Source organism: Streptomyces sp. ASQP_92 (genome assembly GCF_025399895.1).
Classification (GTDB): domain Bacteria; phylum Actinomycetota; class Actinomycetes; order Streptomycetales; family Streptomycetaceae; genus Streptomyces.
Map to the genome: position 1 here is coordinate 1,361,441 of NZ_JAODUA010000001.1, position 12,857 is coordinate 1,374,297.

At 71.3% G+C, this 12,857-nt stretch carries 14 protein-coding genes; 7 read left to right on the top strand and 7 right to left on the bottom strand.

Annotated features, from left to right (window positions below; all coding sequences use genetic code 11):
• Positions 1-39: 39 nt before the first annotated feature.
• From N4G70_RS05950 to N4G70_RS05960, 3 genes are all read right to left on the bottom strand, one after another.
• Entirely contained in the window at positions 40-714 is a 675-nt protein-coding gene (locus tag N4G70_RS05950) for a transglycosylase SLT domain-containing protein (protein WP_261711297.1), read from the bottom strand.
• Between the two features lie 270 nt (positions 715-984).
• On the bottom strand, positions 985-2,064 hold the full coding sequence (locus N4G70_RS05955) for an S-adenosylmethionine:tRNA ribosyltransferase-isomerase (RefSeq protein ID WP_261711298.1): 1,080 nt from the start codon (positions 2,062-2,064) through the stop codon (positions 985-987).
• Positions 2,061-2,783, bottom strand: coding sequence for an SDR family oxidoreductase (locus N4G70_RS05960; protein WP_261711299.1), 723 nt, complete (start codon positions 2,781-2,783; stop codon positions 2,061-2,063). The genes N4G70_RS05955 and N4G70_RS05960 overlap by 4 nt, the downstream gene beginning before the upstream one ends.
• A 193-nt stretch (positions 2,784-2,976) precedes the next feature.
• Here N4G70_RS05960 and N4G70_RS05965 point away from each other — a divergent pair, with 193 nt between their 5' ends.
• Together N4G70_RS05965 and N4G70_RS05970 are read left to right on the top strand one after the other, a co-directional pair.
• Complete coding sequence (locus N4G70_RS05965; RefSeq protein ID WP_261711300.1) at positions 2,977-4,176, top strand: GAF domain-containing sensor histidine kinase; 1,200 nt, start codon at positions 2,977-2,979, stop codon at positions 4,174-4,176.
• Positions 4,169-4,813: a response regulator transcription factor gene (locus N4G70_RS05970; protein ID WP_261711301.1), complete on the top strand. Its 645-nt coding sequence runs from the start codon at positions 4,169-4,171 to the stop codon at positions 4,811-4,813. Before N4G70_RS05965 ends, N4G70_RS05970 begins: the two co-directional genes overlap by 8 nt.
• A 559-nt stretch (positions 4,814-5,372) precedes the next feature.
• Here N4G70_RS05970 and N4G70_RS05975 read toward each other — a convergent pair.
• Positions 5,373-6,158, bottom strand: coding sequence for a hypothetical protein (locus tag N4G70_RS05975; protein ID WP_261711302.1), 786 nt, complete (start codon positions 6,156-6,158; stop codon positions 5,373-5,375).
• Between the two features lie 149 nt (positions 6,159-6,307).
• On the opposite strand from N4G70_RS05975, the gene N4G70_RS05980 reads away from it, so the two are divergent.
• The 4 genes from N4G70_RS05980 to N4G70_RS05995 all read left to right on the top strand — a co-directional run bounded on the left by N4G70_RS05980 (position 6,308) and on the right by N4G70_RS05995 (position 9,646).
• Positions 6,308-7,102 (top strand): ABC transporter ATP-binding protein, encoded by a 795-nt coding sequence (locus tag N4G70_RS05980; protein WP_261711304.1) that lies wholly within the window; start codon positions 6,308-6,310, stop codon positions 7,100-7,102.
• A 162-nt stretch (positions 7,103-7,264) separates the two neighbouring features.
• A complete protein-coding gene (locus N4G70_RS05985) occupies positions 7,265-7,696 on the top strand; it encodes an NfeD family protein (protein WP_261711392.1) in 432 nt (143 codons plus the stop codon).
• An 80-nt stretch (positions 7,697-7,776) separates the two neighbouring features.
• Positions 7,777-8,742, top strand: a complete 966-nt coding sequence (locus tag N4G70_RS05990) for an SPFH domain-containing protein (protein WP_261711305.1) — start codon at positions 7,777-7,779, stop codon at positions 8,740-8,742.
• A 130-nt stretch (positions 8,743-8,872) separates the two neighbouring features.
• Complete coding sequence (locus N4G70_RS05995) at positions 8,873-9,646, top strand: sulfite exporter TauE/SafE family protein (RefSeq protein WP_261711306.1); 774 nt, start codon at positions 8,873-8,875, stop codon at positions 9,644-9,646.
• 163 nt (positions 9,647-9,809) lie between these two features.
• Here the strand turns inward: N4G70_RS05995 and N4G70_RS06000 are convergent, their stop codons facing one another.
• From N4G70_RS06000 to N4G70_RS06010, 3 genes are all read right to left on the bottom strand, one after another.
• Entirely contained in the window at positions 9,810-10,325 is a 516-nt protein-coding gene (locus N4G70_RS06000; protein WP_261711307.1) for an HNH endonuclease, read from the bottom strand.
• 177 nt (positions 10,326-10,502) lie between these two features.
• Entirely contained in the window at positions 10,503-11,039 is a 537-nt protein-coding gene (locus N4G70_RS06005) for a YbhB/YbcL family Raf kinase inhibitor-like protein (RefSeq protein WP_261711308.1), read from the bottom strand.
• A 56-nt stretch (positions 11,040-11,095) separates the two neighbouring features.
• Positions 11,096-11,878, bottom strand: a complete 783-nt coding sequence (locus N4G70_RS06010) for a sporulation protein (RefSeq protein ID WP_261711309.1) — start codon at positions 11,876-11,878, stop codon at positions 11,096-11,098.
• A gap of 95 nt (positions 11,879-11,973) precedes the next feature.
• Between N4G70_RS06010 and N4G70_RS06015 the strand changes: the two genes are divergently transcribed.
• Positions 11,974-12,615 carry a DNA-3-methyladenine glycosylase gene (locus N4G70_RS06015; RefSeq protein WP_261711310.1) on the top strand — a complete coding sequence of 214 codons (642 nt, stop codon included), beginning with the start codon at positions 11,974-11,976 and terminating at the stop codon, positions 12,613-12,615.
• The last annotated feature ends 242 nt before the right edge of the window (positions 12,616-12,857 follow it).

Here is a 12,857-nt window from a genome sequence, read left to right on the forward strand (position 1 = left end):
GGTGCCGCCCTTCTCGCGTCCCGTACGTCAGGAAGAGGCTCAGTAGGCGCTGTTGACGTTGTCCATCGAGCCGTACTTGTCGGCCGCGTAGTTGGCGGCGGCGGTGATGTTGGCGACCGGGTCGTAGATGTTCCACGAGGTTCCGGGCACGTGGTACGCGTTGAAGGTCGGCTGGATGACCTGGAGCAGCCCCTTGGACGGGACGCCGTTGATGGCGTTGATGTCCCAGCCGTTGATGGCCATCGGGTTACCGGTCGACTCGCGCATGATGTTGCGGTGCAGACCCTCGTAGGTGCCCGGAATGCCCTTGCTCTTCATGATGTCGAGGGACTGGCGGATCCAGCCGTCGAGGTTGTTGGCGTAGATCGGCTTGCGGGCGGCGGCGCGGCTCGCGGCGGCGGCCTCGTCCCGCTTCTTCGCCTCGGCGTCGGCCTTCGCCTTCGCGTCCGCCGCGGCCTTGGCCTTGGCGGCGGCCTGGGCCTGCTTGTCCGCGGTGACGTGCTGCTTGGCGACGCTCTCCGAGAGCGTCTTGGTACCGGCGACGGTCACCGAGAAGGCGGCGGGCTCGGCGGCCGCGGCGGCACTGCCCGACTCGCCCGTGCCGGGAAGGACCGTGAGAGCGAGAGCGGCGGCGCCGAGGGCGGCGACACCGGCAATCGAGATCTTGTGCGTCTTGGGCAGACGACTGTGACCCAGGTTGCTGAACTCGGGCATGGCGGTTGGACCTCTTCCGAATGGCGGGGGACGGCGCATCGAAGCGCCGCGGCGTTTGAGCCGCAGCGCTGTGCGACGGGAGCCATTGTTAGCGGCCGCAAAATCTGGTGGCAAAGCTGCCCATTACGAAGCCGGGTAGTGGATCAGGGCCGCGCGAAAGGCGCCTCGTACCCACTCCGGCCCGGCTCACACCGCCTTTATCTGTCCACTAGCCCGCTTCGTAAGTGATGTGCGTCCTATGCGCGGGCTCACATCGGCCACGTAACATTTTCACCGCACGTTGCTGGAGCAATGCGCAGGGTGAGGGTTCTCCTCCGGGAGGAGGAGATGGACGTCGCCGAACTCGTGCCACAGGTAGAGCCTGCTCAGCGCCTGGTCGTAGGCGGCGGCCAGCGCCTCGCGCCCCGCGATCGCCTCCAGCATCAGAAGGTGGGAGGCCTCCGGCTCGTGCAGGCCGGTCAGCAGTCCGTCCACCACCCGCACCCCGCGCTCCGGCGTCACCACCAGATCCGTCCAGCCCGCCGCCTCCCGCACGACCCGGTCGGGCCCGGCCGCCGACTCCAGGGCGCGCACCGCCGTGGTCCCCACGGCCACGATCCGGGTGCCGCCCGCGCGGGCCGCGTTCACCAGGCGGGCCGTGGCCGCGGGCACCTCGAAGCGCTCCGGGTAAGGCGGCTCGTGCGCCTCCGCCGAGGCCACCCCGGTGTGCAGGACCACCGGCGCGAACCGCACGCCGCGCCGCACCAGCTCCGCGACCAGGCGGTCCGTGAACGGCCGTGCCGCACTCGGCATCTCGGCCGAGCCGAGCCCGCCGGGCGCGGGCCGCGCGAACACCGTCTGGTACGCGGCCAGCGGCTGGTCCCGCTCGGTGTAGGAGTACCGGATGGGCCGCCCGTGCCGGCTCATCAGCCCCACCACGTCGGCCGCCGACACCCGGGCCCACCACAGCCGGTCGGGGCTCAGCGCCTCCTCCAGCACCAGGTGCTCGCCGTCCGGCAGCGCCACCGGCGTTCCCGCCCGGTCCCCGGTGCGCCGCTCCGTACTGCCCGAGGCGGTCGGGCGGCGCAGCTCCACCGCCCAGCGCCCGTCCGGGCCGAGCGTGGAGAAGTGCACCACCACCGGCCGCCCGCCGACCCTCCCGTCGACCGCGGCGGGCAGCGTCCGCGAGGTGTTGACCACCAGCACGTCCCCGGCCCGCAACTGCCCGGCCAGCTCGCGGAAGCGGTGGTGGGAGACCGCCGAGCCGCGCGACACCATCAGGCGCACGTCGTCGCGCCCCGCCCCGCGCACCTCGGCGGGCACCGAGGCCAGCAGGTCATCGGGCACCCGCACCACCAGGGGCGCGGTCATCGCGCCGCCTCCTCACCGGTGGCCACCAGGCCCCCCACCAGGGAAGGCGCGCTGTAGCGCCCGCTGGGCAACCGCTCGTCGAGGAGCCGCAGAAAGCCCGGCACCACCGTCGAGGGCTCCGGCCGCCCCGAGTCGTCGCCCGGCACCGCGGCCGCGTACAGGTCCGTGCGCAGATCACCCGGGTCCACCGCCCACACCCGAAGGCCCGGCTCCTCCACGGCGAGCACCGCCGCCACCTGGTCGAGCGCCGCCTTCGAGGCCCCGTAACCGCCCCAGGTCCCGTATGCCTCGACCGCCGCGTCCGAACTGACCGCCACCACCGCGCCCGAGGGCGCCCGCCGCAGCAGGGGCAGCGCCTCCTGCACGAGCCCGAGCGCGGCCACCACATTGGTCTCCAGGGCCGCCCGAAGCCCCGCGAGCTCCAGCTCCTCAAGGGGGACGAGCGGCTCGGCGCCCAGCGCGGAGGCGTTGTTCACCAGCAGATCGAGACCGCCCAGATCCCATGCCGCGGCCACGAGCTCCGCCCGGTGCCGGGCGTCGGTGACGTCTCCGGCGAGCGCCACCACCTTTGTGCCGTACCCGTCGAGCCGGCGCGCCGCCTCCTCCAGTACGGGACCCGTCCTCGCGTCGAGGACCAGATCCCAGCCCCGCCGGGCCAGTGCCACGGAGAGTGCCCCTCCGAGCCCCTTCGAGGCACCTGTGATGATCGCGACCGGCATGGTGTCCAACCCCTTAATCCATCAGTCCGTCGAGCGTGTCCGTCGATGCGTTCACAGTGGCGCCGGGGGCGTGGGCGCCGCCTCGGACGCGGGGCCCACCCCGGCACGGCACTTCGGCCTAGGCCGCAGGACCCGAGCGGTGCTGGTCCACAGGCCGAGGCGCACCGCGACACCCCGCCGGTACGGTGATCACATGAGCCGTCCTGGACCCGACTGCGCCGCCCGGCCGGGAGAGGCCCCCTCGCCGAGCGCGGGCCTCGCCGCCGTGAGCACCGCCCTGCTCGCCATGAGCCGGCACCTGGAGGTCGGGGACGTCCTCAAGACGATCACCGCGTCCGCCCGCGAACTGCTCGACGCCGAGTACGCGGCGCTCGGCGTCCCCGACGACCGCGGCGGCTTCGCCCAGTTCGTGGTGGACGGCGTCAGCGACGAGCAGTGGCGGGCGATCGGGCCGCTGCCCCGCCAGCACGGCATCCTCGCCGCGATGCTCCACGAGGAGAAGGCCGAGCGCCTCGCCGACGTCCGCAAGGACCCCCGCTTCGAGGGCTGGCCCTCCGCCCACCCCGACATGTCCGACTTCCTCGGCATGCCGATCCGCGACGGGGACGAGACGCTCGGCGCGCTCTTCCTCGCCAACAAGCGCTGCTCCACGGTCTCCCTCTCCCGCCGGGGCGACCGCTGCGGCTTCACCGAGCACGACGAGGAACTCCTTCGCCTGCTCGCCCAGCACGCCGCGATCGCCCTCACCAACGCCCGGCTCTACGAGCGCAGCCGCGAGCTGACCATCGCCGAGGAACGCTCCCGGCTCGCCCACGAGCTGCACGACGCGGTCAGCCAGAAGCTGTTCTCGCTGCGGCTCACCGCCCAGGCGGCCGCGGCCCTGGTCGACCGCGACCCGGCCCGCGCCAAGGGCGAACTCCAGCAGGTCGCGGCCCTCGCGGCGGAGGCGGCCGACGAACTGCGCGCCGCCGTCGTGGAGTTGAGGCCCGCCGCCCTGGAGGAGGACGGCCTGGTCCACACCCTGCGCACCCACATCCAGGTCCTCGACCGCGCCCACACGGCCCGCGTCACCTTCGACAACCTCGGTGTGCGCGCGCTGCCCCCGGCCCAGGAGGAGGCGCTGCTGCGGGTCGCCCAGGAGGCCCTGCACAACGCGCTGCGCCACTCCGGCGCGGGCCGCGTCGAGGTCGTACTGGAGCGCCGGGAGCAGGGCGCGGTGCTGCGGATCAGCGACGACGGCCGGGGCTTCGATCCCGGCCTGGTCCGGCGCGCGGGCCGCCACCTCGGTCTGGTGTCGATGCGGCACCGGGCGAGCGGCGTCGGCGGCAGACTCACCGTGCAATCGGCACCCGGCGAGGGCGCCACGATCGAGATGGAGGTCCCCGGTGGCTGACAAGGTGATCAGGGTCCTGCTCGTGGACGACCACCAGGTGGTCCGCCGGGGGCTGCGCACGTTCCTGGAAGTACAGGACGACATAGAGGTGGTGGGGGAGGCCTCCGACGGCGCCGAGGGCGTGGCCCGCGCCGAGGAGCTGAGACCGGACGTCGTCCTGATGGACGTGAAGATGCCGGGCATGGACGGCATCGAGGCCCTGCGCAGGCTCCGCGAACTCGCCAACCCGGCCAGGGTCCTCATCGTCACCAGCTTCACCGAGCAGCGCACGGTCGTCCCCGCACTGCGGGCGGGCGCCTCGGGATACGTATACAAGGACGTCGACCCGGACGCGCTCGCCGGAGCGATCCGCTCCGTGCACGCCGGACACGTCCTGCTCCAGCCCGAGGTCGCGGGCGCCCTGCTCAGCCAGGACGAAGGGCACGGCGGCACGGGGCGCGGCACGACCCTGACCGAGCGCGAGAAGGAGGTCCTGGCCCTCATCGCCGACGGCCGCTCCAACCGCGAGATCGCCCGCCACCTCGTGCTGTCCGAGAAGACCGTCAAGACGCACGTCTCGAACATCCTGATGAAGCTGGACCTCGCCGACCGCACGCAGGCCGCGCTGTGGGCGGTCCGCAACGGCGTAACGGGCTGACGCCCGGACTCCACCACGCCCCACGCTCACCTTTCGCGCAGTTCCCCGCGCCCCTGAACCCGCTGTCGGCCTGCGGACCGTGCGTAGCTGGTCGCGCAGTTCCCCGCGCCCCCAACCCCGATTCCGCCCGCGGGCCGTGGTCGCTTCTCGCGCAGTTCCCCGCGCCCCTAACTACTCGGTGCTGGTCCGCACGGGACACCTCAGCCCGTCCGGCGTTTGAGGACGAGCGCCGTTCAGGTGCGATCGGGGTCTGGGGCGGAGCCCCGGGGCGTCTGCGGGCGTGTGTGGCCGCTCGCGCAGTTCCTCGCGCCCCTAACTACTCGGTGCTGGTCCGCACGGGACACCTCAGCCTGTCCGGCGTTTGAGGACGAGCGCCGTTCAGGCGCGATCGGGGTCTGGGGCGGAGCCCCAGGGGCTTGTTCGGCTGCGGACCGTGCCCGCTTCTCGCGCAGTTCCCCGCGCCCCTAAACGCCCGGTGCGGCGGCACCTTCAACCCGTCCGGCGACACGGGGGCCGGGGCGGAGCCCCGGGGGCGGGCCGGAACCCGCCCCGGCCGAGGTCACCCCCGCTCGCGCTGCTCGACGTACGCGTTGTACGCCGCAACCCTGGCCCGCCGAGCCACCCGCTCCACCGGCCGCAACGCCTCCCCCCGCGCCGCGATCTCCGAGGCACTCACCGCACCCCCGTGCCCGTTCTCCAGCGCGAGCGCCACCAGCAGCGCGACTCGCCGCGCCAGCTCCAGCACCCGTACCGCCCGCGGCGGATAGCCAGGCGCGAGCACCTCGTCGTCGGGCCCCTCGACCCGCGCCCGGTACGCGTCGATCGCGGCGGCCGCCGCCGGGCCGGAACCGGCCACGTCGAGCCGGGTGAGTACGGCCGTCGCATCCCGCAGCGCCTCCGCGAGCTCGCGCTCCGCCTCACCGAGCGAGGGCACGTCCGCGGGCGGCGCCTCGCGCACCGCCAGGCAGTGCCAGACGACCTCCGCGTGCACGTCCCCGGCGGGCCCGGCCTCGTACACCTGCGGCACGAGTCCGTACGGCGCCCCGAACCCGACCACGGCCTCCTCGGCCTCCAGCGCCCGCGCGTTGAACTCCGCGGGCCCGCTGAGCCCCAGCGGATGGCCCGCCACCGGGAGCGCGAGCCGCCAGCCGGCCACCCCGAGCGTGCGCAGCCGGCCGAGCGCCAGCGTGAGCCCCACCGGAGCGGACTCGCCGGGCAGCCCCTCCACGCGGTGCACCGCGTCGTCCGCGACGATCGCGAGCTGCGCGTCGTCCGGCGAGACATTTCCGGCCAACAGGGCATTTCCCCAAGCGGTCAGCCGACCTGAACGTGGTTCCGAGAACATGGCCCCCAGCCTAGGGAAGCCGCGCGACCGGACCTAGAGGCGGGATCACTTCCCCAGTGGCGTAGGTTTTCCCTGGGGACCGCGCCCACCGGCGCGCCCCGCGACGCACTCGCGCACTCACGACGATGGCATGGGGAGACAACGCGCTCATGAGCGATGTACTGGAGCTGGTGGACGTATCCGTGGTCCGCGACGGACGCGCTCTGGTGGACGACGTCTCCTGGTCGGTCAAGGAAGGCGAGCGCTGGGTCATCCTCGGCCCCAACGGCGCCGGCAAGACCACCCTCCTCAACATCGCCTCCAGCTACCTCTTCCCGAGCACCGGCACCGCCAAGATCCTCGGCGAACAGCTCGGCAAGGTCGACGTGTTCGAGCTGCGCCCGCGCATCGGCATGGCCGGCGTCGCCATGGCCGACAAGCTCCCCAAGAGCCAGACCGTCCTGCAGACCGTCCTCACCGCCGCCTACGGCATGACGGCGAGCTGGCAGGAGCAGTACGACGCCGTCGACGAGGACCGCGCCCGTGCCTTCCTCGACCGGCTCGGCATGACGGACTTCCTGGACCGCAAGTTCGGCACGCTCTCCGAGGGCGAGCGCAAGCGCACCCTGATCGCCCGCGCCATGATGACCGACCCCGAGCTGCTCCTCCTCGACGAGCCCGCCGCCGGACTCGACCTCGGCGGCCGCGAGGACCTGGTGCGCCGTCTCGGCCGCCTCGCGCGCGACCCGTACGCGCCGTCGATGGTGATGGTCACCCACCACGTCGAGGAGATCGCCCCCGGTTTCACCCACGTCCTCATGATCCGCCAGGGCAAGGTGCTCGCGGCCGGCCCCATGGAGACCGAGCTCACCTCCCGCAACCTCTCCCTCTGCTTCGGCCTCCCGCTGCTCGTCGAGCACCGCGGCGACCGCTACACGGCGACGGGCCTCCCGCTCGGCCCCTGAGCCCTGAGCCCGGAGCCCGGAGCCCGGAGCCCGGAGCCCGGAGCCCGGAGCTCGATGCCGGAGGCCGGGGCCCGGGGCCTTGAGGCCCGTGCCCTGGGGCATGTGCCTCGTGCCCCGTGCCATGTGCCCTGTCGGTGAGGGGGCGCCCGGACCTACCATGACCTGGTGGACATCGAGGCATGGGTGTGGTGGCTGGTAGCCGCGGCGGGTCTTGGCATTCCCCTCGTCCTGACGGCCATGCCCGAGTTCGGGATGATGGCGGTCGGCGCGATCGCCGCCGCCATCGGGGCGGCCCTGGGGCTCGGCGCCGTCGCGCAGGTGCTCCTCTTCGTGGTCGTCTCGGTCGCACTCATCGGCGTCGTACGCCCCATCGCCGCCCGCCACCGCACCCAGCATCCCCAACTCGCCACCGGTACCGAGGCGTTGAAGGGCCGTCAGGCCGTCGTCCTGGAACGGGTCGACGCGAGTGGCGGCCGGATCAAACTCGCCGGCGAGGTCTGGTCGGCCCGCGCGCTCGACACGGAGCAGGTGTACGAACCCGGCCACCAGGTCGACGTCGTCGAGATCGACGGAGCCACTGCCATCGTGATGTGAACCATGCCAGGATCATCAAGTCCGGTAACCGTCAACGTTTCCAGGGCCATCCGAGAGCAAGAAGGGCACGGGGGTAAGCGATGCAACCGATCATCATCGTCCTGATCATTCTGGTGGTGTTGGTCTTCATCGCCCTGATCAAGACCATCCAGGTGATCCCACAGGCCAGCGCCGCCATCGTGGAGCGCTTCGGCCGCTACACCAGGACGCTGAACGCGGGCCTGAACATCGTCGTCCCGTTCATCGACTCGATCCGCAACCGGATCGACCTGCGCGAACAGGTCGTCCCCTTCCCGCCCCAGCCGGTGATCACCCAGGACAACCTGGTCGTCAACATCGACACCGTCATCTACTACCAGGTGACCGACGCCCGCGCCGCCACCTACGAAGTCGCCAGCTACATCCAGGCCATCGAACAGCTCACCGTCACCACGCTCCGCAACATCATCGGCGGCATGGACCTGGAGCGCACCCTGACCTCCCGCGAGGAGATCAACGCGGCCCTGCGCGGCGTCCTCGACGAGGCCACCGGCAAGTGGGGCATCCGTGTCAACCGCGTCGAGCTGAAGGCGATCGAGCCGCCCACCTCCATCCAGGACTCGATGGAGAAGCAGATGCGCGCCGACCGCGACAAGCGCGCCGCGATCCTCCAGGCCGAGGGTGTACGGCAGTCGGAGATCCTGCGCGCCGAGGGTGAGAAGCAGTCCGCGATCCTGCGCGCCGAAGGTGAGGCCAAGGCGGCCGCCCTGCGCGCCGAGGGCGAGGCCCAGGCGATCCGTACGGTCTTCGAGTCCATCCACGCCGGCGACCCGGACCAGAAGCTGCTCTCGTACCAGTACCTCCAGATGCTCCCGAAGATCGCCGAGGGCGACGCCAACAAGCTCTGGATCGTGCCCAGCGAGATCGGCGACGCCCTCAAGGGCCTCTCCGGCGCCTTCGGCAACCTCGGCGGCGGCATGCCCGGCTTCAACACCGGCAACCAGGGCAACACCGGCAACCAGGGCAACGGCGCGGCCGAACGTCGCGAATCGCCCACCGTGGACTGACCCCAGGACCCTGAGGCGTCAACGGCCGCTGGACCAGGCCGAGTTGACTGTCCCATACACAGTTCATGCATGATCAGTGCGGCCCCTCGACCTCCATGGCGGGGAGGCGACTCACTGAACGTGTAAGGAGATGGCCTTGTCCATCTGGGAAGCACTCGCGGTCTTCGCGGCCGGCATCGGCGCGGGCACCATCAACACGATCGTCGGATCCGGCACGCTCCTCACCTTCCCCGTGCTCCTGGCGACCGGCCTGCCACCCATCACCGCCAACGTCTCCAACGCGCTCGGCCTGGTCCCCGGCTCCATCAGCGGGGCCATCGGCTACCGCCACGAACTGCGCGGCCAGACCAGCCGGGTGCTCCGCCTCGGCGGCACCGCGCTGCTCGGTGGGCTCGCCGGAGCGATCCTGCTGCTCGCGCTGCCGTCCTCCTCGTTCGACGCGATCGTCCCGGTGCTGGTCGGACTCGCCCTCGTCCTCGTCCTGTTCCAGCCGCGCCTCGCGGCCGTCATCAGGCGCCGCCGCGAGGCCACCGGCGGCGAGGCCCACCCCGAAGGCGGCGTGGCCCTCCTCGTCGGCCTCTTCCTCGCCAGCATGTACGGCGGCTACTTCGGCGCCGCCCAAGGCGTCCTGTACCTGTCCCTGATGGGCCTGCTCCTGTCCGACGACCTCCAGCGCGTCAACGCCGTCAAGAACATCCTGGGCGCCGTCGTCAACGGCATCGCGGCCGTCTTCTTCCTCTTCGTCGCCGAGTTCAACTGGACCGCCGTCCTGCTCATCGCGGTCGGCTCGACGATAGGAGGCCAGATCGGCGCCAAGGTCGGCCGCCGCCTCAAGCCCGCGGTGCTGCGCGGGGTGATCATCGTCGTCGGCATCGTCGCGATCCTCCAACTGACCCTCACGTAGCGGCCGTATGTACGGCCCTGTGCACCCGGCCGTACGTACGGCCGTACGCACCCAGCCGTACGCACCCGCCGTACGCACGCGGCCGTACACCCGCGCCGTAGGCGCACGAAGAAGCCCGCCTTCACCCCGAAGGCGGGCTTCGCACCCGGTGGATCGACTCCCGTTAGGCGGCCGGCACCGCCCCTGCCGCCAGCCACTCGGGCAGCTCGGACCGGTCCCCGGACGCCATCGCCAGCAGCATCGCGTCGGCGGGCGAGGGGATGAACGGCTCGCGCAGCAGCGGCATCCCCGCCTCCTCCGGCGTCCGGTCCGCCTTGCGGTGATTGTCCTCGGCACAGGACGCCACCGTGTTCAGCCAGCCGTCCCGGCCGCCCTGCGCCCTCGGCACCACATGGTCCACGGTCGTCGCGCGCCGCCCGCAGTACGCGCACCGGTGCTGGTCCCGGATCAGCACCCCCCGCCTCGACCACGGAGCCTGTCTTCGGAAGGGCACCCGTACGTATCTGCACAGCCGGATCACCCGCGGCACCGGTATGTCGACGGCGGCCGCACGCACCCGGAGCCCCGGATGGGCCTGCTCGACGACGGCCTTGTCCTGGAGCACCAGCACCACGGCACGGTTCAGCGTCACCGTCGACAGCGGCTCGAAGCTCGCGTTCAGTACCAGCGTTTCCCTCATCGTGCCCACCTCCGTAGCGCCGGCCCACCGACGCGGGCTTGGATCAACTCTGGCCGGGCTCGCCACGATGGACAACGCAATATCCGCGCCCGCCCGGAGAAGCTCCGGACCCGCAACAGAAAAATGCCCTGTCCTGATCTCTCCAAGACCAGGGCAGGGCAAACGGAAAACGAACGGTCAGCTCTCCGCAGGGGCCGTGTACTCGCCGATGAGCTGCGCCCGACCCAGGGTGTGGAAGCGCAGATTGAAGCCGACCGCGGCCGGCGAGGCCTCCGCGTCCGGACCCAGCTTCTCCGTGTCGACCGCGTACACCGTGAACACGTAACGGTGGGTCTCCCCGGCGGGCGGCGCCGCGCCGCCGAAGTCCTTCGATCCGTAGTCGTTGCGCACCTGCACCGCGCCGGCCGGAAGCCCCTCGAACTTCCCGCTGCCCGCGCCCGCCGGCAGCTCGGTCACCGACGCCGGGATGTCGAACACCGACCAGTGCCAGAACCCGCTGCCCGTCGGGGCGTCGGGGTCGAAGCACGTCACCGCGAAACTCTTCGTGCCGGCCGGAAAGCCTTCCCACCGGAGCTGCGGCGAGGTGTTTCCGGCCGCGTAGACCTGGGCGTCCTTGAGCACGGCACCCGGCTCGACGTCCTCGCTCACCACGGTGAACGACGGCACCTCGGGGTGGAAGTCATGGGGAAGCGGCGGCCTCTTGAGCTCGCTCACGTCGGCACCTCCTGATTCGGCATCAACTGATGGAACCGAGCCTAGGGGGTTCGCCCCTAGAACCAGTTCCGCCGCCCGTCCACCTCGGCCAGCCACTCGTTGAGGTACGCCGCCCAGTCCGTCCCGCGGAAGTCGTCAAGGCCGACCTGGAACGAGCGGTAGGAGTCGCTGCCCTCGCTGAACAGACCCGGCTTCTTGTCCATCTCCAGGATGACGTCCATCTCGCGGTCGTCCGCGACGAACGTCAGCTCCACCTGGTTCAGACCCCGGTACTGCGACGGCGCGTAGAACTCGATCTCCTGGTAGAAGGGCAGCCGCTGGCGTGTCCCGCGGATGTGCCCCTTCTCCATGTCCGCGCTCTTGAAGCGGAACCCGAGCCGGATGAACGCGTCGAGGATCGCCTGCTGAGCGGGCAGCGGATGCACCTGGATCTGGTCGAGATCACCCGAGTCGAGCGCGCGGGCGATCTCCAGCTCGGTCGTCACCCCGATGTGCATGCCCCTCAGCTGCTGCCCGTCGATGGCCGTGACCGGCGTCTCCCAGGGAATCTCAAGACCGAACGGCACCACGTGCACCGCGCCCGCCTTCACCTCGAAGGCCCCGCCGAGCCGCACCTTGGTGAACTCGATGTCCTGCTTGTGCTCGTGCTCGCCGCCCTCGACCTCGACCCGGGCCTGCAACCCGACCGACAGGCCCTCGATCCGCTGGTCGACCGAGCCGCCCTGGATCCGCACCTCACCCTGGACGACCCCGCCCGGCACCACATTGGTCTCGGTGAGCTCGGTCTCCACCGAAGCCCCGCCGGCCCCCAAACTCGCCAGCAGCCGCTTGAACCCCATGCCAGTCCTTCCCCTAGATGCGCTCGATCTCGCCCCCTACGAACGCGTGACCACGACCTCCGGTTCCACCCGGCCGTCAAGTACGCTCGTACGGCATGATCACGGCCATCGAACGTACGCCACTGACCCGGGACTTCTTCGACCGCCCCGTCCTGGAGGTCGCCCCCGACCTCCTGGGCCGCACGCTGGTACGCCGCACTCCCCAGGGGCCCCTCGAACTCCGTCTCACGGAAGTCGAGGCGTACGACGGCCCGAACGACCCCGGCTCCCACGCCTTCCGCGGCCGCACACCCCGCAACGACGTGATGTTCGGCCCGCCCGGACACGCGTACGTCTATTTCACGTACGGGATGTGGCACTGCCTCAATCTGGTGTGCGGTCCCGAGGGGCAGGCGAGCGGTGTTCTGCTCAGGGCGGGGGAGATCGTGCTGGGCGCCGATCTGGCCCGCTCCCGGCGGCTCTCGGCCCGCCATGACAAAGAACTGGCCAAAGGCCCGGCCCGGCTGGCGACCGCTCTCGATGTCGGCCGCCCCCTGAACGGCACGGACGCGTGCGACGGCCCCGAGGCCCCGCTCTCCGTCCTCACGGGCACCCCTCCCCACCCCGACCAGGTACGCAGCGGCCCGCGCACCGGCGTCGGCGGCGACGGGGCCCCGCACCCCTGGCGGTTCTGGATCTCCGACGACCCCACGGTGAGCCCCTACCGGGCCCATCAGCCCCGCAAGCGCCGAACTTGACTCGGCCTCGACCGGCGCCTAACGTAGCCCGAGCCGCTTGAGACGGGCCCTGCTGTTCAGCAACCCCAAGCGGCCATCCACTACCTACGATCGAACCCCAAACGGGTCTTAATTTCGGCATGCCGAAATTCGAACTCGAATGACTCGATTATGAATGGCAGGGGAAACCCGCTAAAGTAGTGGACACGCCGAAAGGGAAACGCGAAAGCGAAGATCTCGAAGCGTTCCCCCTTCCGACGGGG